18 protein-coding genes, 1 tRNA gene and 1 pseudogene are annotated in these 19,902 nt (G+C 59.8%); 11 read left to right on the top strand and 9 right to left on the bottom strand.

All coding sequences use genetic code 11. From position 1 onward, the window contains the following. Positions 1 to 54: 54 nt before the first annotated feature. Positions 55 to 2,355, bottom strand: coding sequence for a calcium up-regulated protein (locus tag AD662_RS24015; RefSeq protein ID WP_053189854.1), 2,301 nt, complete (start codon positions 2,353 to 2,355; stop codon positions 55 to 57). Positions 2,356 to 3,288: 933 nt separating this feature from the next. Between AD662_RS24015 and AD662_RS30230 the strand changes: the two are divergent. From AD662_RS30230 to AD662_RS28915, 6 genes and pseudogenes are all read left to right on the top strand, one after another. Continuing rightward, positions 3,289 to 4,551: pseudogene (locus AD662_RS30230) on the top strand (methyl-accepting chemotaxis protein); the annotation flags it as partial. After that, the gene (locus AD662_RS30225; protein ID WP_373419653.1) at positions 4,546 to 5,451 is read left to right on the top strand and encodes a methyl-accepting chemotaxis protein; all 906 of its coding nucleotides are present in this window, start codon (positions 4,546 to 4,548) and stop codon (positions 5,449 to 5,451) included. The pseudogene AD662_RS30230 and the gene AD662_RS30225, both read left to right, overlap by 6 nt. A gap of 123 nt (positions 5,452 to 5,574) precedes the next feature. Then, complete coding sequence (locus AD662_RS24005; RefSeq protein ID WP_018604615.1) at positions 5,575 to 6,018, top strand: DUF3592 domain-containing protein; 444 nt, start codon at positions 5,575 to 5,577, stop codon at positions 6,016 to 6,018. A gap of 4 nt (positions 6,019 to 6,022) precedes the next feature. Next, on the top strand, positions 6,023 to 6,610 hold the full coding sequence (locus tag AD662_RS24000) for a hypothetical protein (protein ID WP_053181890.1): 588 nt from the start codon (positions 6,023 to 6,025) through the stop codon (positions 6,608 to 6,610). 106 nt (positions 6,611 to 6,716) lie between these two features. Further along, on the top strand, positions 6,717 to 7,094 hold the full coding sequence (locus AD662_RS28920) for a c-type cytochrome (RefSeq protein ID WP_018604621.1): 378 nt from the start codon (positions 6,717 to 6,719) through the stop codon (positions 7,092 to 7,094). 238 nt (positions 7,095 to 7,332) lie between these two features. Further along, complete coding sequence (locus AD662_RS28915) at positions 7,333 to 7,524, top strand: hypothetical protein (protein ID WP_074849472.1); 192 nt, start codon at positions 7,333 to 7,335, stop codon at positions 7,522 to 7,524. A gap of 485 nt (positions 7,525 to 8,009) precedes the next feature. Here the strand turns inward: AD662_RS28915 and ychF are convergent, their stop codons facing one another. The 8 genes from ychF to AD662_RS23960 form a co-directional block, all read right to left on the bottom strand. Then, positions 8,010 to 9,110: a redox-regulated ATPase YchF gene (gene ychF, locus AD662_RS23995; RefSeq protein WP_003205534.1), complete on the bottom strand. Its 1,101-nt coding sequence runs from the start codon at positions 9,108 to 9,110 to the stop codon at positions 8,010 to 8,012. A 22-nt stretch (positions 9,111 to 9,132) separates the two neighbouring features. Continuing rightward, the gene (gene pth, locus AD662_RS23990; protein ID WP_003185374.1) at positions 9,133 to 9,717 is read right to left on the bottom strand and encodes an aminoacyl-tRNA hydrolase; all 585 of its coding nucleotides are present in this window, start codon (positions 9,715 to 9,717) and stop codon (positions 9,133 to 9,135) included. A 166-nt stretch (positions 9,718 to 9,883) separates the two neighbouring features. Then, a complete protein-coding gene (locus AD662_RS23985) occupies positions 9,884 to 10,486 on the bottom strand; it encodes a 50S ribosomal protein L25/general stress protein Ctc (RefSeq protein WP_018606432.1) in 603 nt (200 codons plus the stop codon). 140 nt (positions 10,487 to 10,626) lie between these two features. Further along, positions 10,627 to 11,568: a ribose-phosphate pyrophosphokinase gene (locus tag AD662_RS23980; RefSeq protein WP_003171603.1), complete on the bottom strand. Its 942-nt coding sequence runs from the start codon at positions 11,566 to 11,568 to the stop codon at positions 10,627 to 10,629. A 47-nt stretch (positions 11,569 to 11,615) separates the two neighbouring features. Continuing rightward, positions 11,616 to 11,690, bottom strand: a tRNA-Gln gene (locus AD662_RS23975). Positions 11,691 to 11,727: 37 nt separating this feature from the next. Further along, complete coding sequence (gene ispE, locus AD662_RS23970; protein ID WP_014340195.1) at positions 11,728 to 12,579, bottom strand: 4-(cytidine 5'-diphospho)-2-C-methyl-D-erythritol kinase; 852 nt, start codon at positions 12,577 to 12,579, stop codon at positions 11,728 to 11,730. 1 nt (position 12,580) lies between these two features. Then, positions 12,581 to 13,198 (bottom strand): lipoprotein insertase outer membrane protein LolB, encoded by a 618-nt coding sequence (gene lolB / locus AD662_RS23965; RefSeq protein WP_018606458.1) that lies wholly within the window; start codon positions 13,196 to 13,198, stop codon positions 12,581 to 12,583. Between the two features lie 4 nt (positions 13,199 to 13,202). Further along, on the bottom strand, positions 13,203 to 14,927 hold the full coding sequence (locus tag AD662_RS23960) for a tetratricopeptide repeat protein (RefSeq protein WP_033062615.1): 1,725 nt from the start codon (positions 14,925 to 14,927) through the stop codon (positions 13,203 to 13,205). 172 nt (positions 14,928 to 15,099) lie between these two features. On the opposite strand from AD662_RS23960, the gene hemA reads away from it, so the two are divergent. The 5 genes from hemA to murI are packed head-to-tail and all read left to right on the top strand — an operon-like array spanning position 15,100 to position 19,846. Further along, positions 15,100 to 16,389, top strand: coding sequence for a glutamyl-tRNA reductase (hemA, locus tag AD662_RS23955; protein ID WP_018606462.1), 1,290 nt, complete (start codon positions 15,100 to 15,102; stop codon positions 16,387 to 16,389). Continuing rightward, a complete protein-coding gene (prfA, locus tag AD662_RS23950) occupies positions 16,386 to 17,468 on the top strand; it encodes a peptide chain release factor 1 (RefSeq protein WP_018606464.1) in 1,083 nt (360 codons plus the stop codon). Before hemA ends, prfA begins: the two co-directional genes overlap by 4 nt. 14 nt (positions 17,469 to 17,482) lie before the next feature. Next, positions 17,483 to 18,313, top strand: coding sequence for a peptide chain release factor N(5)-glutamine methyltransferase (gene prmC / locus AD662_RS23945; RefSeq protein ID WP_053189852.1), 831 nt, complete (start codon positions 17,483 to 17,485; stop codon positions 18,311 to 18,313). Next, a complete protein-coding gene (locus AD662_RS23940; RefSeq protein WP_053189856.1) occupies positions 18,307 to 19,062 on the top strand; it encodes a molybdopterin-synthase adenylyltransferase MoeB in 756 nt (251 codons plus the stop codon). Before prmC ends, AD662_RS23940 begins: the two co-directional genes overlap by 7 nt. Continuing rightward, positions 19,055 to 19,846, top strand: coding sequence for a glutamate racemase (gene murI, locus AD662_RS23935; RefSeq protein WP_053189851.1), 792 nt, complete (start codon positions 19,055 to 19,057; stop codon positions 19,844 to 19,846). Before AD662_RS23940 ends, murI begins: the two co-directional genes overlap by 8 nt. Positions 19,847 to 19,902: the final 56 nt, after the last annotated feature.

Genomic DNA, 19,902 nt, shown 5'->3' with positions numbered 1-19,902 from the left:
ACACGGCTTTTTCTTCGAGCGGAACGCCCGCTCCTCATGCCTGCGATTCACCCCTCAAGGACGGTAGACACTGGCCTGGATGGCGCCGGGGTATTGCCTGAACCCGCCCGTGTTGCACAGCGGTGTCGACAGTTGGTAGTCACCCGCTGTCGTGGCGTTGGCGGTGCGCACATTACCGGCCGCGAACCCAGAGTAATCCTGAAAGGCATCGAACGAGGCGATTGGCTCGTCGAAGTAGTTGCCACGGGAAGGGTCGAAGATCGAGAGCGTGATCGCTACGCCACCAGGAAATGCTGCTTCGGCCTCGATCAACACGGTCTCGTAGGGATACAGGGTCTGTGGGGACGGCCCGGCGGAAGTGGGGGACGGATTGAACACCGTGGCCACCAGCGTGTTCGGGCTCAGGTTGGTAAGCGCGATGACCAGGTAATTGGCGTCATTGCCGCCGTAGGTGTAGGGCCGCGTCGTGGCGAACGCCCAACCGTTACTGCTGTTAAAGAAGTCGTCCTTCGAGCCGCCGTTGTCCCAGACCTGGGTGAGCGCGATTTCTTCCGGATAGATTGACCAGTCCGTCGAATCGGCGATCCAGTATTTGAAGTAGGTCCCGTCGATCGCGGGTGCGATGTACTGCGCGTAGGCGGGCACACCGTCGATGGGGTTGTTATTGACGTCCAGGTATTGGTAGATCTGGTATTTGGCCGGCAGCAGCATCTGCATCACCGACAACACGTAGCCCTGCTTGGCGGCTTTCACCATATTTCCGGTTTCACCGGAGTTCCAGAACAACCCGTCGGGCGCAGTGGAAGCGATCAGCGTATAGGTGATCTTCAGCTTGGCCCAGTCGGTCAGGATCGTGGATTCCATGGTGCCGAAAGTGTCCAGCAACCCTTCGAAGGTAGTGCTCAATTGTTCCCACAGGTCGGCATAGGCTACCTGGAACAGACTGGGAGAAACACTCGAACTCTGGGCCGCGACCGCCACATTGATGCCGCTCTGGAGAACGTTGGCCGCGACGGCGAAATAATTGATCTCGCCTTCCATCGTTTCAGCCGAGAGCACGGTGTAGATGACGCCCGAGAGCACCGCCAGGATGATGCCGCCGATATTGGTCGAGTCACCGTCCTCGAAGCTGGCATCCAGACCCAGTTCGGAGAGCAGCGCTCCCTGGTCCTCGAACAACAGGGAGTGGAAGCTGGTATAGCAGGCGAACAGGCTGTTGACGGCGCTCGCTGCGCTGAGCTCCAACTTCAACTGGTCCACTACGGGGTGCCAGACTTGCGCTGGGAACGCGTTGTAGTCCAGGCCGAGCATGTCTTGCCGGTAACTGTCCAGGGTGCTGGCGCCGTTGGTGTACTGCTCGCGCAGGATCAAATGGGGCTGATTGTTCATGGCCGCCAGTTTGTTGTTGATCCAGTCATAGACAGCCTGTTGGTCAGGCGTAAAGGCCGGGAAGGCCGGGTCGGACGCCGGCAAGGCCATGATGCTGTCCAGGGGCGTGGTAGGCATGAAATACCATTGGCTCGAGGTGTCGGTGTCTTGCATCTGTACCGAGCCCCCCGTGATATCGACACTCAGATACTGGTTCGAAGCGCTGTTCTGGATGGCCGTGGGGCCGAGTCCCGTTCCCCAGAGCCAAGTCTGCTCGACCGGGACGGGTACGCTCTGTGTGGTGTTGGTTGGCGTACTGCTGCCGGTGTCCTGGCCCAGCACCAACCCGGCGAGCAGGCCGCTGAGTAGGCGTCCATCGGCGGTGACTTGCCAGATCTGGTTGGGCGAACCGGCCACGAAGGGGCTCAACGTCACGCCGTCGGAACTGGCGGTGAGTACATGGGGCACGCCTTTCACGGGCGCGACGAGGCTGCTTTGCACATTGACCCAGCGAGTCGGTGGCCAAACCTGATAGTGATTGCTGCTCGAGGCCCAGCAGGCTTGGTTGAGGGTGTTGTACAGCACGAGGTTGCCGTCGGTCTGGACGAGCAGTTCCTGAGGCTCGATGCCGTTGGTGTAGGGCGACCATGCCACGTTGCCATCGCTGGTACCCAGGACCAGATTGCCATCGGTCTGGACATCGAAGTAGGCACCGTTGTTGGTGCCCGTGGCCCAGATCGCGCTGCCAGTGAACGAGCTGTTGGCCGCCACGGGGCCTGTGACGACCTGGTACAGCACCAGGTTGCCATCAGGCTGCAGCAGCAACACATAGCCGTTGCCGGCCGCTGCCGCCCATTGGCCGGGGAGCATCCGTGTGCCGGGTGGAATGTTGCCGTTGTCAGCCTGGACCGGCTCGCCGAGCGGGACCGTGAGGAAGGTGCTGGGGTTGGTGGATGTTGCCAGCGTTATATCGCTCAGGTTGTTCATGTTGATCTCCTTTTCACGACATTGAGTGGACGCCTTGCGGTTGTTTTCGGAGGTGAGTGAGCGCAGTGCATGGGTACGGCTGCGCTCCCACGAATCCGGCGCGCCTGTGCCTGCTACGCCGATGCAATTGATCGGGAAGTCTTTTCAAGTGTTGGGTCGCGAACAGGTCCCGGAGCGAATCAACCGCTCCAGGACTTGAGGTGGCCGAGGGAATGCTCAGCCTGGAGGGTGCCGTTCAATGTCGCCAGTGGCTGGCAGCACGGCACGAATGGCGGGGGCGGAGGCGGGTCTCTTTGTATATCCGTAGTTTGCGAGACTGTGCATGAGAATCTCCCTATCCATGCGGAAGAAGGCGTTTGAGCGTTGTGCCTTGCAGGACGCGCATAGAGTGTAGTCCGGCGCTCATATCTTGCCTGAGCTTCCCCCTTTTGCGGGGTGGTGACCCGTGCCGGGCAAAGAGTCAGTCCCAACTTGAAGCGCTGTGAATCTTGTACTTGATGAGTACGTCGCTGTTGCGACTAAAGTACTGGTTTGTATAAGCCTTAAGTGGGTATTTGTATAAAGGTTGGTCGTGTTAATTTGCTGTTGTGGTTAATGGTTAGAAGGGAATCTGCAGCATTATTCAAGGGTGACCCCTGTGGTGACTGGAAAAGCAGGCTTTCACATTCTTTCCACCTATCGCCCTTATTGTCCCGGACATAAGGCCTTCGGTTCTTGGTTTGATGACCTCTTCCGCGCTGCGGGCAGACAGGGGTTGCGCCCCCCACCTGCCATATTGAAATTCTTATAAAGAGCTGTATTGCCAAGTTCTTCCAAGGTGTTTGCCTTGGGGGCGGCGTAGCAGCCGTGATCGATTGTTATGCCGTGTCGTGCACACGTTAGATGCTGCCGTCTTTTGACGTTGGCCATAAATAGAATCAGGCGGGGAATGATATGAAGTTCAAGTCATTGCAGGCACGTATTTGTGTCACGGCAGGCGTATGCCTGTTTGTTTCATCCATCAGCCTGATTGTCTACGGGCTTTTTAGCGCCCGGGCCAACGAGCAATATGTCTCGACCGAGGTCAGCGCACTGGTTGAAAAATCAACGATCCGGGAAATCCAGAACCTGGCCGAATCCCGGGCCAACGCCATCCAGGCCAAGTTGCAGAATGCGCTGGATGCAGCCCGCACCATGGCCAATGCCTTCGCCGCCAGCAAGGCCTCGCAAAGCTCCCTGATATTGGGCCGTGAACAGATCAACAGCGTACTGCTCAGCGTCCTCAAGGATAACCCTGACTTCAACGGCACCTATTCCTGCTGGGAACCGAATGCGTTGGACGGGCAGGATCCGGCGTTCCGCAATGCAGAGGATGGCAATAACCCGTTGACCGGGCGTTTCACGCCTTACTGGACGCGTAGCGCCGATGGCCACGTCGCGGTGCAACCATTGGTCGAGTATGACTCCCCGGACCGTCACCCCAACGGTGTGCCCAAGGGCGGCTGGTACAGCGGCCCGCGCGACACCCTGAAGGAAAGTGTGCTGGACCCCATTCCTTATGTGGTCCAGGGGAAAAACGTCTGGCTGACCACCTTGTCGGTGCCCATCGTCTCCAACGGCAAGTTCTACGGAGTGGTCGGGGCTGACTTCGATATCGCGTTTATCCAGAAACTCAGCGAGCAGATGTCTGCCGATCTCTACGGCGGCAAAGGCACGGTTTCGATCTTGAGTAACCAGGGCTTGGTGGTCGCGGACAGTCAGCGGACCGACCTGATTGGCCAGCCGATCAAGGCCTTGTTGCCTGACTCCTGGGAAAAAGTGCTCCGCGATATCCAGGCCGGTCGGGGTGATGGCCTGCTCAATGCGCAAACACAGAACATCGAAGTGCTGATGCCCATTGCGCTTGGTCGCACGGGCAAGCCCTGGGCGGTGTTGATTCGCCTGCCCAAGGCGGTGGTCATGAGCCAGGCCATCGCCCTGGAGCAGGAACTGCAGGCGCGCAGCCTCAACAACAGCATCTGGCAGGTATCGGTAGGGTTGGTCATTTCGTTGTTGGCCCTGGCTGCCCTGTGGTATGCCGCGGCAAAAATCGTTGGGCCGATTCGCGAAGCCGCCGCCTTGGCCGCCACCATCAGCCTGGGGGATTTCTCCCGTCGCCTGGTGCAGAAATCCGAAGATGAAGTCGGGCAGTTGTCTGCGGCCCTCAACGACATGTCTGAAAGCCTGCAACGGCAGGTGCGGGTGGCCGAGCGCATTTCCGAAGGTGATCTGGACCTGGAGGTCCGCTTGTCTTCGCCCCATGACACCCTTGGCAAGTCATTGGAGAAAATGGTCAGCAACCTGAACCAGCTGATTTCCGAGGTTCAAATCAGCGCCACCCAGATCACCGGCAGCTCGGCGCAGGTCACCGACTTGAGTCAGTCACTCTCCGACGGGGCTTCCAATTCCGCCTCGTCCATCACCGAAATCAGCGCGGTGATGACGCAGATGGCCGCCCAGACCCGGGACAATGCCGCCAACGCCAAGAAGGCCGATGAGCAATCCCAGGCCTCGCGGGCCGATGCCGGGGAAAGCGACAAATTGATGAGCGAACTGATTGCCGCCATGGCCGAAATCGACAACTCGGGCAAGGACATCACGGCGATCATTACCACCATCGACAACATCGCCGCACAAACCAACCTGCTGGCCTTGAACGCAGCCATCGAAGCGGCCCGGGCCGGTGAGCTTGGGCGCGGTTTTGCCGTGGTGGCCGACGAAGTGCGTAGCCTGGCCGCCCGCAGTGCCGAGGCCGCCCAGCAGACTGCCGCGTTGATCGCTGATTCCTCGAGCAAGACCCAGCGCGGCATGATCATCGCCGGCCGGACCGCCGAATCGCTGAAGAACATCGTCAGTGGAACCGGTGCGGTGTCGAGCCTGGTTTCGCTGATCTACCAGGCCTCCAGCGAGCAGGCTTCAGGTTTGCAGCAGGCCAGCATCGGGCTTGAGCAGATCGACGAAGTGACGCAGAAAAACCAGTCGAACTCGCAAGAGTGCGCCGTGGCGGCCAAGGACCTTTCGGAGCGAGCTTCCCTGATGCAGCGGGTGTTGGGACGCTTCAAAGTCAAAAGAGGCTAATGGGCATCCGTGGCAAGTTCCCTCGCCACGGCGATCACAAACCTCGAATGAACAGCATTACGACATAGCAGGCTTTTTGTTATCCTCGCCGCCTTCTTTCATGGATGAATACCGGGACAAGCTATGGCTAACGACACCCCGTCACGCATCGGGACGATACTGCTAGGCCTGCTTTTTGCGCTGATTGGCATTGGCTTGCTGGGCATTGCCGTCAATCTCACCCTCGACCGTCGCGACTTCCTCGCCCGGGCACAGACCGCCGATGGCATCGTCAGCCACTTGAATGCCGGTGGTTCGCATCCTGAGATCGCCTTCACCACCGTCAGCGGTGAAAAAATCTCCTACCCCCAGGGCGGTTTTATCTTCGGTTATCAGAAGGACCAGCCGGTGCGGGTGCATTACCTGCCCGAGCAGCCGACGGCCAGCGCCATCGTCGATGCCCCGGCGGCACTGTGGGGCACTTCCGGGGTCCTGGGTTTTATCGGCCTGGTGTTCACCCTGGTCGGCCTGCTGAAAGCCATCCGCCAACGCGGTCGCGATGCGGTTCATTCACATAAAGGACTTTGAACGTATGAGCTACAACATCCCACTCCCGGTTAATGAGAGCCGCTGGCAGTACCAGACCGCTAGCGGCGGTGGCCTGACCGTGGTCATGGTGGCGGGCAGTGGTGGCTCGATTACCCTGCGCTCGCCCCAGGGCGAAGACGTCAGCTACCGCTATGGCGGGGTCGGCGTGGGTGTCGGATTTGGCGCCAGGCTGCCGCGCTTCGGCAAGATCAATATCCAGATCAAGGGCAAGGGCGTCAGTGCGGCCGGTGCGGCAGAGGCGTTTCCCAGCACCGGCAAGGTGTTTGTCAGCGACGCCCTGGTCGATCGCGACCTGACCAGTGACGACATCACCGGCCCTTGCATGTATACCGAAGTGGGCGTGGGCCTGGGGATCGGCGGTTCGGCCACGGCGCTGCTGTTCGGGCTCGATCCCAAGTTGCTGGCGTTGTCGGTGGTCCTGAGCTCCAACCCGGCCACCTCGCTCATCGCTTCGACCACGGTCAACCGGCAACTGGCACGCTCGGCCAAGGGCGCGGTGGTCATGGCCGGGGTGAACGCTGGCCTGCAGGCTGGTGGTGGCGCGGCGATCTACATGGGTTATCTGTTCTAGTCAGATTGTGCGAGCGGACAACAATCCCGGCATCTAAAACCTGTGGGAATGAGTTCGCTCCCACAGGGCGTTGCGCCCATAAAAATTGGCATGTACCGAAAGCATAATGAAAATATTAGTCATCGCTTCGCTCGGGTTTTTATCGCTCATTCAAACATCACTATCCGTTGCGGATAGTGCCAATGGGAAAAATCTCTATTTACAGAGATGTGCCATGTGTCACGGAGCAGATATCAAGGGGACGGGGCCGTTGGCTCATAAAAGCAATCCTCCTACGCCTGACCTTACAACTGCCGCTTTCAAGAAACGACTGAGTGATTATCCGGGTGTCATTGTGTCGTCGATCATACTGCGACCCAATGGGGATTTGATTCCGAGGACCTTGCGAGAGAATGGTGTGAAGCTATCGCCGTATTCTTGGAGTGTTAAGGATTTTCGCGATTTGAATCAGTATATGGGGGGGGTGATTTCAAAGAGCCGATGATTTTTGGGTTTTTTCTGCAGGCTGTTGTAGGTCTCGTGAATTCCATAGAAACTTGAGGGCCCCGTGTATATCCGTTATTTAGGTAACGGCTGCTTATGGTTCCGCTCTTACAGCGGGTCACTTTTGGAAGAGCGCCAAAAGTAACCAAAAGCGCTTTGCCCCACCACTCGGCACCTCGCCTAGGCTCGGTGTGCCCTCACTCCGGCATTGCTCCGTGGGCCGCCGCGAAGGGCCATCCATGGCCCAGCGCGGCTATCCCGGCATCCATGCCGGGATGCCCACTGCGCAATGCCTGCGTTCGGCCAGCGTGGTTAACGGGGCGCCCGAGATCAAAAGCCAAAGCAAAGCAAAAGCGCGGCACATCCAGCATTTATGTAGCTGCACCATCGCTATCGCGAGCAAGCTCGCTCCCACATTCAATCTCCAGTGAACAAAAAATTTATGTCCAACACAAAACCACTGTGGGAGCGAGCTTGCTCGCGAAGAGGCCGGCACATCCAATATCTTCATTGGCTGTGAAACCGCCTTCGCGAGCAGGCTCGTTCCCACAGGAAAAACGCGTTCGCAAAAAAGCCAGGTCGGCTGTCAGGCCGCCTCGATTTTGATTTTGATTTTGATTTTGATCTGGGGTGCCCCGTTAAACCACGCTGGCTGAGCGAAGGTATTGCGCAGTGGGCAACCCGGCATGGATGCCGGGTTAGCCGCGCTGGGCCATGGATGGCCCTTCGCGGCGGCCCACGGAGCGATGCCTTCGTTCAGGCATGCCGAGCCTAAGCGAGGCACCGAGTGGTGGGGCAAGAGCGTTTTGCTTACTTTTGCGCTTCTCAAAAGTGAGCCGCTGTAAGAGCGGAACCATAAGCAGCCGTTACCTAAATAACGGATATACACACCATCACCCGCAACACCACGCGCAATTTAGACGTTAAAGCGGAAGTGCATCACATCACCGTCCTTGACGATGTATTCCTTGCCTTCCAGACGCCATTTACCAGCCTCCTTGGCACCGGCTTCACCCTTGTACTGGATGAAATCGTCATAGGCGATGACTTCGGCGCGGATGAAGCCTTTTTCGAAGTCGGTATGGATCACGGCCGCGGCTTGTGGCGCGGTAGCCCCGACGCGAACGGTCCAGGCGCGGACTTCTTTTACGCCAGCGGTGAAGTACGTCTGCAGGTTGAGCATTTCATAACCCGCACGGATCACGCGATTCAGGCCAGGCTCTTCCAGGCCCAGGGCCTCCAGGAACATGTCCTTCTCTTCGCCGTCTTCAAGCTCGGCGATTTCCGCTTCGATCTTGTTGCAGACCGGTACCACGATCGCGCCTTCTTCTTCGGCGATAGCTTTTACCACGTCCAGCAGCGGGTTGTTCTCGAAGCCGTCTTCGGCAACGTTGGCAATGTACATGACCGGCTTGGTGGTCAGCAGGTGGAAGCCACGAACGATCTGCTTCTCATCGGCACCCATGTTCTTGATCAGGCTGCGTGCCGGCTTGCCCAAGGTGAAGTGGGCGATCAACTGCTCGAGCAGGGCTTTCTGGGCGACGGCGTCTTTGTCGCCACCCTTGGCATTGCGAGCGACTTTCTGCAGTTGCTTCTCGCAGCTGTCGAGGTCGGCGAAGATCAGTTCCAGGTCGATGATTTCGATATCGCGTTTTGGGTCGACGCTGTTGGAGACGTGAATCACGTTCTCGTCTTCGAAGCAGCGGACCACGTGGGCGATGGCATCGGTTTCGCGGATGTTGGCCAGGAATTTGTTGCCCAGGCCTTCACCTTTCGAAGCCCCGGCCACCAGGCCGGCGATGTCGACGAACTCCATGGTGGTCGGCAGCACGCGCTCCGGGATCACGATGGCCGCCAGGGCTTCCAGGCGAGGATCGGGCATCGGCACGATGCCGGTGTTCGGCTCGATGGTGCAGAAGGGGAAGTTCTCGGCCGCGATACCGGATTTGGTCAGGGCGTTGAACAGGGTGGACTTGCCGACGTTAGGCAGGCCGACGATGCCGCAATTGAATCCCATGGTGTTTCCCCTCGGATAAGTGTCAGGCCTTCTGGCTGTGCAGGTTTTTCATCGCGCGGTTCCATTCACCGGCGAGGATATCCGGCAGCACGCCGAGGGCAAAGTCGATGCTGGCATCGAGTTTTTCCTGTTCGGCGCGAGGCGCACGACCCAGGACAAAGTTTGAAACCATACTGGCAACGCCCGGGTGGCCGATGCCGAGCCGCAGGCGGTGAAAGGTATTCTGATTACCCAGTTGCGCGATGATGTCGCGCAACCCGTTGTGACCGCCATGGCCGCCGCCTTGCTTGAGCTTGGCAACGCCCGGAGGCAGGTCGAGTTCGTCGTGGGCCACCAGGATTTCTTCAGGCTTGATGCGGAAGAAACCGGCCAATGCCGCCACGGCCTGGCCGCTGCGGTTCATGTAGGTGGTGGGAATCAACAGGCGAACATCCTGACCCTGGTGCGAGAAGCGACCGGTCAGGCCGAAATACTTGCGATCGGCTGCCAGGCTGACGCCTTGTGCGTGCGCGATGCGCTCAACAAAAAGGGCCCCTGCGTTATGCCGGGTCTGTTCGTATTCAGCGCCTGGATTTCCCAGGCCAACGATCAGTTTAATGGCAGTCACGATAGGGGCCCTTCCTGGAGTGTGGGTAACAATGTCGCAATCAGGCGGTGTTGCGACAGTGGACAAAAATGGCGGATTTACCGTTAAGTAAACTTCGCGTTCTCGCCCGCTGTCTCGCTACGTTCCAGTCCGCGATGTTTCCGGTCACTCCGGCGACAGAGTGAAATTACTCTGCAGCGCCTTCTTCAGTGGCTTCTGGAGCAACACGTGGAGCGTGGACGTTGGCAACAGCCTTGTCATCGCCGTGTGCCAGAGCAACAAACTCAACGCCTTTAGGAGCCTTGAGGTCGGACAGGTGAATGATCGTGCCGACTTCGGCGTCAGCCAGGTCGACTTCGATGAATTCAGGCAGGTCTTTCGGCAGGCAGGTCACTTCGATTTCCGAAACAACGTGCGAAATTTCGCCGCCTTTCTTGATCGGAGCAGCTTCGCCAACGAAGTGTACAGGCACGATAGCGGTCAGTTTCTGGCCAGCTACTACGCGTACGAAGTCGGCGTGCATCACGTGGCCTTTGGCCGGGTGACGCTGCAGGGCTTTGATCACGACGTTTTGCTTGGTGCCACCAATGTTCAGCTCGATGATGTGGCTGTAGGCCGCTTCGTTTTCGAGCAGTTTGGCAACTTCTTTGGCCAGCATGCTGATGGACTCAGGGGCTTTTTCGCCACCGTAGACTACAGCTGGAACCAGGCTTGCGAGACGACGCAGGCGGCGGCTCGCACCTTTCCCCAGGTCGGAACGCACTTCAGCATTCAGAGTAAAATCGTTCATGTTGTATCTCCAAAATAGCCATTTCCGAATGACGTCTGCGACCGACGCCAAAGCGGTATGGGCAAAAAAGCCCCGCCCCAACATGAGTGTTGGGGCGGGGCGCTTTTCGTCAACGAGATCTCCTGGAAAGGGCAGGGCCCTTAACGGAACATCGCACTGATCGATTCTTCATTGCTGATGCGGCGAACCGCTTCGGCAACAACCGGTGCGATATCCAGTTGGCGGATACGCGCACAGGCTTGTGCTGCAGCGGAGAGCGGGATGGTATTGGTCACCACCAGCTCGTCCAGCACTGAATTTTCAATGTTTTCGATCGCTCGACCCGACAGCACAGGGTGTGTGCAGTAGGCAAAGACCTTGGCAGCGCCATGCTCTTTCAGGGCCTTGGCCGCGTGGCACAGGGTGCCGGCGGTATCGACCATGTCATCGACCAGAATACAGGTACGCCCTTCGACGTCGCCGATGATATGCATCACTTCGGAGTGATTGGCTTTCTCACGGCGTTTGTCGATGATACCCAGATCAACGCCCAGGGATTTGGCAACTGCCCGTGCACGCACGACGCCGCCAATGTCCGGGGACACGATCATCAGGTTTTCGAAGCGCTGATCTTCAATATCATCCACCAGGACCGGGGAACCGTAGATGTTATCCACGGGGATATCGAAGAAACCCTGAATCTGGTCAGCATGCAAATCAACCGTGAGGACACGGTCGATGCCGACTACGGTCAGCATATCAGCCACGACTTTCGCGCTGATCGCCACACGTGCGGAACGCGGACGGCGATCCTGACGGGCATAACCAAAGTAAGGAATAACAGCAGTGATACGAGTAGCCGAGGAGCGACGGAAGGCATCAGCCATCACGACGAGTTCCATCAGGTTATCGTTGGTCGGAGCGCAAGTCGGCTGAATAATGAAAACGTCTTTACCGCGAACGTTTTCATTGATCTCGGCAGTGATTTCGCCGTCGGAGAACTTACCGACAGAAATGTCACCGAGAGGGATATGCAGCTGACGTACGACACGCCGAGCCAGATCGGGGTTAGCGTTCCCCGTAAAGACCATCATCTTGGACACGCGCAGTACCTGAAGGCTGAGGGTATACCTGGATGAGTATAGGAAAATGGCAGGGGCGGCTGGATTCGAACCAACGCATGGCAGGATCAAAACCTGCTGCCTTACCGCTTGGCGACGCCCCTGTATCTGTTGCTGCGAGTGCCCAGCACTCGATTCCTTTTAGAGCAGGTCTTGCAGCTTGCGATGCAACATCGAAACGTTGCTTCCTTTTGCTACAAACCCTGTAAGGGTCTCTGTCAGAAGGGCCGAGACTTTATCAGCTTCAGCTTTGCTTGGGAAGCCCCCAAACACACAACTTCCAGTTCCGGTGAGTTTTGCTTCGGTAAATTTACCTAACAAATTCAAAGCGTTACGAACATCTGGATAACGCCTTGCTACCACCGGTAAGCAGTCATTTCGACTGTTTCCCTTGGGAACGGGGCGCACTTTAATGGGAGGAGAGTTACGTGTCAACAGTGGATCTGAAAAAATTTCTGCTGTACTTACAGATACTTGCGGCACCAGCACCAAGTACCAGGGTTCTTCGGGTTCCACCGGGGTGAGTTTTTCCCCGACGCCCTCGGCGAAAGCGGCGTGGCCACGCACGAAAACCGGCACGTCGGCGCCCAGCGTCAGGCCCAGGGCCGCCAGGCGATCCACGTCCCAACCCAGCTGCCACAAATGGTTGAGGCCCAATAAAGTCGTTGCCGCATTCGAGCTGCCGCCACCGATGCCACCGCCCATGGGCAGGATTTTTTCGATCCAGATATCGATGCCCAGCGGACAACCGGATTGCGCCTGGAGTTTTTTCGCGGCCTTGACGATCAGGTTGCTGTCGTGGGGAACGCCTTCGAACTCGGTGTGCAGGCGAATCACCCCGTCGTCGCGTACGGCAAAGGTGATTTCGTCGCCGTAGTCCAGGAACTGAAAAATCGTCTGCAACTCGTGGTAGCCGTCCGGACGACGGCCGAGGATGTGCAGCATCAGGTTGAGCTTGGCCGGGGAGGGCAGGGTCAGGCGTGCAGCGCTCATGTCATTGCCCCAGCTTGCGCGGCTGCCATTGCTTGATCACCAGCGTGACGTCGAGGTTGCTGCCGTGCAGCTTGATGCGTTCGGGCAGCCAATAACCGTTCTGCTGGGCATAGCTGAGGTATTCGATCTGCCAGTCATCCTGTTCGAGGTTGGACAGGCGGCTGTCGGCATCGAGGGTCAGGCGACTTTTACTGTCCGGTGCCGGCAGCCCGCGAACCCACCAGGTCAGGTGGGAAACCGGCAGCTTCCAGCCCATTTGTTCTTCCAGCAGCGCTTCGGGCGTGGGTGCCTCGTAGCGTCCCTGGTTGGCGACTTCCAGCGACACCTGGCCCGGCCGGCCGGTCAGGCGGGCCGCACCGCGACCCAGTGGGCCCGACAGGCGAATGTCGTAGTAGTCCTGGCGTTGCAGCCAGAACAGAGTGCCACTGCCGGAGTCTTTCGGGGCGCGGATGCCGATCTTGCCGTCGATCTGCCAGCCGTCGAGGCTGCTCAGTTGTTGCTTGTGCTCGCGCCATTGGGCCTGGTTGCCCTGGCCCTGGACGGATTCACGGGCGCCGAAGCCCGCGCAACCGGCGAGCAGGGCAATGAAGCTGAAAACGATGAGATGGCGCAAAAACATAATCTTAAAGAGTCTCGGATCCGGTCAGGCGTTTGATGGTGCTGCGCAAGATGGGGCTGTCAGGCTGATCCTTGAGGAATCGGCTCCAGATCTGCCGGGCTTCGCGTTGTTTGCCGTTTGCCCACAGGACCTCGCCCAGGTGAGCGGCGACTTCCTGGTCGGGAAAGCGCTCCAGGGCCTGGCGCAACAGGCGTTCGGCTTCGTCGAGATTGCCCAGGCGGTAATTCACCCAGCCTAGGCTGTCGAGTACCGCCGGGTCTTCCGGATTGATCTGGTGGGCCTGTTCGATCAGCAGTTTGGCTTCGTCATAGCGGGTGGTGCGATCCGACAACGTATAGCCCAGGGCGTTGAGGGCCATGGCGTTGTCCGGGTCACGCTGGATGATCAGGCGCAGGTCCTTTTCCATCTGGGCCAGGTCATTGCGTTTTTCCGCGAGCATGGCGCGGGTGTACAGCAGGTTCAGGTCGTCCGGGTACTGCTTCAAGGCTTGTTGCAGCACGTTCCAGGCTTTGTCGCCCTGATTGTTGGCCGACAAGGTTTCGGCTTCGATCAGGTACAACTGGATGCCGTAGTCCGGTTGGGAGTCGCGTTGTACCGCGAGACGGCTCTGGGCTTCGGCGGTCTTGCCATTGCCGATCAGGATATCGGCCTGGCGCAACTGTGCCGGCAGGTAGTCGTTGCCCGGGCCAACCTGGGCGTACTCGATCAGTGCGCTCTCAGGGTCATTGCGTTCCTCGGCGATGCGACCCAGGTTCAGGTGGGCCGAGTCGACGTGGCTTTCCCGGGCGATCAGGTCTTCCAGGTAACCCTTGGCCTCTTCCCAGGCCTTGGCTTCCAGGCAGACCAGCGCCAGGGAGTAGCGCAAGTCGTCGTCTTCCGGGTATTGCTGGACCAGGCTGGAGAACTCCACCTTGGCGTCGTCCATGCGGTTGTTTTCCACCAGCATGCGGGCGTAGGTGAGGCGCAGGCGTTTGTCGTCCGGGTACTTCTTGATGCTTTTTTCCAGCAGCGGCAGTGCTTCGTCGCCCCGGTTCAAGCCTTGCAGCAGGCGTGCGCGCAGCAGGATCGGCGCCACTTCGCCGGCTTCCGGCGGGTTGTCTTCCAACAGGGTGAGGGCGCCCTGGGTGTCACCGTCCTGTTGCAGCAGCAGGGCCTTGCCGAAAATCAGCTGGCCGTTGTTCGGGTGGCGCTGCAACAGGCGATCGAAGCTTTTCATCAGGCCGTTGCGAGTTTCCTGGTCGGTATCGGCGGCGGACAGGGCCAGGAAGTCGAAATGGGTGTCGCCCTTGCCCAGCAGGACTTTCTCCATATAGATCATGGAGTCGTCATAGCGCCCGGCCCGGGCCAGTTGCACGGCGGCGGCGCGCTGTGCTTCGAGGTCGTCCGGGGCATTCTTGGCCCAGATCAGCGCGGTATCCAGCGCGGGCTGGTCGGCGCCCAGGTATTCGGCAATGCGAAATGCCCGCTCGGAGATGCCCGGATCCTGGGTATTGATGGCCTGGGTCACGTAGTTGTCCAGGGCAATGTCGAAGCGATTGCGCTGGCCTGCCAGTTCGGCGCTCAACAGGCTGAAGATGGTTTCTTCGCTGAACGAGCCGTAGACCTTGGGTTTTTCAGGTACCTGCACACTGTCTTCGACGGGCGGCGTACCGTCCGTCGAAACGGGGGCCATGGACTGGCAGCCGCTGAGCAAGGCAAGGGCGAGGAGCAACGCGGAAGATCTATTCATATAGGAAGAGGACGACTAACCTGCGGTCGGATCATCATGACACAAGCCTTCGGTCAAACATAACCGCCCCGTCGATTTACAACCCCGGGCAGGGCGATAGAGATCGAGTGGTTGTTCTGAATCTGACGAAGTAGGACAATTGCCGGCTTCACGTCACCATCAGCGACTTTGAATGGCCTTCCTTGCACTCGGTATTAACCACAAGACTGCTTCAGTAGACGTCCGCGAGCGCGTGGCCTTTACGCCTGAGCAGCTGGTTGAGGCCTTGCAGCAGCTCTGCCGACTCACCGACAGTCGCGAAGCTGCGATCCTCTCCACCTGCAATCGCAGCGAGCTATATATAGAACAGGATCACGTTTCGGCCGATTCAGTCCTGCGCTGGCTGGCCGAATACCACAACCTGAGCTTTGAAGAGCTGCGCGCCAGTGCCTATGTGCACGAAGACGATGCGGCAGTTCGTCACATGATGCGCGTCGCCTCGGGGCTCGACTCGCTGGTGTTGGGCGAGCCACAGATTCTCGGCCAGATGAAGTCGGCCTACGCAGTGGCTCGCGAGGCAGGCACCGTCGGCCCGCTGCTGGGGCGCCTGTTCCAGGCGACGTTCAACGCCGCCAAGCAGGTACGCACCGACACCGCCATCGGCGAGAACCCGGTGTCCGTGGCGTTTGCCGCGGTCAGCCTGGCGAAACAGATTTTCAGTGATTTGCAACGCAGCCAGGCACTGCTGATCGGCGCTGGCGAGACCATCACCCTGGTCGCCCGCCATCTCCACGACCTGGGGGTCAAGCGCATAGTCGTCGCCAACCGGACCCTGGAACGGGCCAGTACCCTGGCCGAGCAGTTCGGCGCCCATGCGGTGCTGCTGTCGGACATTCCCGCGGAGCTGGTGCACAGCGACATCGTCATCAGTTCCACCGCCAGCCAGTTGCCGATCCTGGGCAAGGGCGCTGTGGAAAGTGCCCTGAAGCTGCGCAAGCACAAGCCGATTTTCATGGTGGACATTGCCGTTCCCCGGGACATCGAGCCGGAAGTCGGCGAACTGGATGACGTGTATCTCTACAGCGTCGACGACCTGCACGAGGTGGTCGCCGAGAACCTCAAGAGCCGGCAGGGCGCGGCCCAGGCGGCGGAAGAGATGATCACCGTCGGTGCCGACGACTTCATGGTGCGCCTGCGCGAGCTGGCGGCGGTGGATGTGCTCAAGGCCTATCGTCAGCAGAGCGAACGCCTGCGCGACGAGGAGCTGCAAAAAGCCCTGCGCCTGCTGGCCAACGGCGGCAGTGCCGAAGAGGTGCTGGTACAACTGGCCCGCGGCCTGACCAACAAATTGCTCCACGCCCCCAGTGTCCAGCTCAAGAAGCTGACCGCCGAAGGCCGCCTCGATGCGCTGGCCATGGCCCAGGAACTCTTTGCCCTCGGTGAGGGCTCACCGGATAGCTTTTCGGATAAAAAACCGCAATGAAAGCGTCACTGCTCAACAAACTGGACATTCTCCAGGACCGTTTCGAAGAACTGACCGCCTTGCTGGGCGATGGCGAAGTCATTTCCGACCAGAACAAATTCCGCACCTATTCCAAGGAATACGCGGAAGTCGAGCCGATTGTCGCCGCCTATAAACAGTTGCTCAAAGTGCAGGGCGATCTCGAAGGCGCCCAGGCGCTGCTCAAGGACAGCGACCCGGACATGCGCGAAATGGCCGTGGAGGAAGTCCGCGAAGCCAAGGATCAACTGGTTGAACTGGAAAGCAGCCTGCAACGCATGCTGTTGCCCAAGGACCCGAATGACGGGCGCAATGTGTTCCTTGAGATCCGTGCCGGTACCGGCGGCGACGAGGCGGCGATTTTTTCCGGCGACCTGTTTCGCATGTATTCGCGCTATGCCGAGCGTCGCGGTTGGCGGGTGGAGATCCTCTCGGAGAACGAGGGCGAGCACGGTGGCTATAAAGAAGTCATCGCCCGGGTCGAAGGCGACAACGTCTATGGCAAGCTGAAATTCGAATCCGGCGCCCACCGCGTGCAGCGCGTGCCGGCCACCGAGTCCCAGGGGCGCATCCACACCTCGGCCTGCACCGTGGCGGTATTGCCCGAGCCGGACGAGCAGGAAGCCATCGAGATCAACCCGGCGGACCTGCGGGTCGACACTTACCGTTCCTCCGGCGCCGGCGGCCAGCACGTCAACAAGACTGACTCGGCGATCCGCATCACGCACTTGCCTTCGGGCATCGTGGTCGAGTGCCAGGAAGAACGTTCCCAGCACAAGAACCGCGCGCGGGCCATGGCCTGGTTGTCGGCCAAGCTCAACGACCAGCAGACCAGCGCCGCCGCCAATGCCATCGCCAGCGAACGCAAGTTGCTGGTGGGCTCGGGCGACCGTTCCGAGCGGATCCGTACCTACAACTTCGCCCAGGGCCGGGTCACCGACCATCGCGTCAACCTGACCCTGTATTCCCTGGACGAGATCCTTGCCGGTGGTGTCGATGCGGTGATCGAGCCGTTGCTGGCCGAATACCAGGCCGACCAGTTGGCGGCGATTGGCGAGTAAGCACAGGTGAACAAATGACCATCATCGCCAGTCTGTTACGCGCTGCCGAGTTACCGGATTCGCCCACGGCCCGGCTGGACGCCGAGTTGTTGCTGGCCGCAGCCTTGGGCAAGTCCCGCAGCTTCCTGCACACCTGGCCCGAGCGGATCGTGCCCAGCGAGGCAGCGTTGCTGTTCTCCGAATACCTGCGGCGACGTCGTTCCGGCGAGCCGGTGGCGTACATCCTCGGGCAACAGGGTTTCTGGAAACTCGACCTGGAAGTCGCGCCTCATACCTTGATCCCGCGTCCCGACACCGAGCTGCTGGTGGAAACCGCGCTGGCGTTGTTGCCGGCCACACTGGCCCGGGTCCTGGACCTGGGCACCGGCAGCGGCGCGATTGCCCTGGCATTGGCCAGTGAGCGCCCGGCCTGGAAAGTCACGGCGGTCGACCGGGTGCTGGAGGCCGTGGCCCTGGCCGAACGCAATCGTCAGCGTCTGGACCTGCGCAACGTCACGGTGCTGAGCAGCCACTGGTTCAGTGCGCTGGAAGACGAGCGTTTCGAGTTGATCATCAGCAACCCGCCGTACATCGCGGCCAGCGATCCGCACCTTATCGAGGGCGACGTGCGTTTCGAGCCGGCCAGTGCCCTGGTTGCCGGGCCGGACGGGCTCGATGATCTGCGCCAGATCGTTGCCCAGGCCCCGGCTCATCTCGAGCCGGGCGGCTGGCTGATGCTTGAACACGGTTACGATCAGGCCGAGGCGGTGCGCGATTTGCTGCGCCTCCAAGGTTTTGCTGACGTCCACAGCCGCAAGGACCTGGGCGGTCATGAGCGCATCAGCCTGGGGTGCCGGCCGTGCTGAACGATCAGGAGCTGTTGCGCTACAGCCGGCAGATTCTGTTGCAGCACGTCGACATCGACGGCCAATTGCGTCTCAAGCAAAGCCGCGTGCTGATCATCGGCCTTGGCGGTCTCGGCGCTCCGGTGGCGTTGTACCTGGCCGCCGCGGGGGTGGGTGAGATGCACTTGGCGGATTTCGACACCGTCGACCTGACCAACCTGCAACGCCAGATCATTCACGACACCGACAGCGTCGGCCTGAGCAAGGTCGATTCGGCAATGCGGCGCCTGGGGGCGATCAACCCCGAGGTCCGACTGGTGCCTCACCGGGTGGCCATGGACGAAGACAGCCTGGCCGCGGCAGTCGTGGCGGTGGATGTGGTGCTCGACTGCTCGGACAATTTTTCGACCCGCGAAGCGGTGAACGCGGCCTGTGTCGCGGCGGGTAAACCGCTGGTCAGTGGCGCGGCGATTCGCCTGGAAGGGCAGTTGTCGGTGTTCGACCCGCGTCGCCCTGAAAGCCCTTGCTACCACTGCCTCTACGGCCACGGCAGTGAAGCCGAACTGACCTGCAGCGAAGCCGGTGTGATCGGGCCGCTGGTGGGGTTGGTGGGCAGCCTGCAAGCCCTTGAAGCCTTGAAGTTGCTGGCCGGTTTCGGTGAGCCGCTGGTGGGGCGCCTGCTGTTGATCGATGCCTTGGGTACGCGATTCCGTGAACTGCGGGTCAAGCGTGATCCAGGTTGCAGCGTCTGTGGTGGTCAACATGAGTGAAGCGCCGGTCGGTGTGCTCGACTCGGGTGTCGGCGGGTTGTCGGTGCTGGGGGAAATTCGCCAGCTGCTGCCCAATGAGTCGCTGTTGTATGTGGCCGACTGTGGGCATATTCCCTACGGCGAGAAGACCCCGGAATACATCCGTCAACGCTGCGCGATCATTGCCGACTTTCTCCTGGGCCAGGGTGCCAAGGCACTGGTCGTGGCCTGCAACACCGCAACGGTCGCCGCAGTTGCCGATCTACGCCGTGATTTCCCCCATTGGCCCATCGTCGGCATGGAGCCGGCGGTCAAGCCGGCGGCCGCCGCGACCCGCAGCGGTATCGTCGGTGTGCTCGCCACCACGGGCACCTTGCAGAGCGCCAAGTTCGCCGCTTTGCTCGACCGTTTCGCCACCGATGTGCGGGTCATCACGCAACCATGTCCGGGGTTGGTGGAACTGATCGAAGCGGGTGACCTGCACAACCCGGCCTTGTATCAATTGCTGCAACATTACGTGGACCCGTTGCTGGCAGCCGGCTGCGATACGCTGATCCTGGGTTGCACGCACTATCCGTTCCTCAAGCCATTGCTCGCGCGGATGATTCCGGAGCACATCAGCCTGATCGATACCGGTGCCGCCGTGGCCCGGCAACTTCAGCGCCTCCTGGCGGAGCGAGGGTTGTTGGCTGAAGGACCTGCCAGCGAAACGCACTTCTGGACGAGTGCAGACCCGATACATTTAAGAAAAATCCTACCGATGCTATGGCATTCGTCCGGCGTTGTGCGAAGCTTCGATCTGTAAAAAGAATGTGAAAACCGTGTGAAACGGGCTGAACTTCTGTTTGGATGCGGATTTCT

The organism is Pseudomonas kilonensis (genome assembly GCF_001269885.1).
GTDB classification, from domain to species: domain Bacteria; phylum Pseudomonadota; class Gammaproteobacteria; order Pseudomonadales; family Pseudomonadaceae; genus Aquipseudomonas; species Aquipseudomonas kilonensis.
The sequence above is the reverse complement of the archived record's forward strand: the minus strand, read 5'-3'. Positions and strand labels throughout refer to the sequence as shown.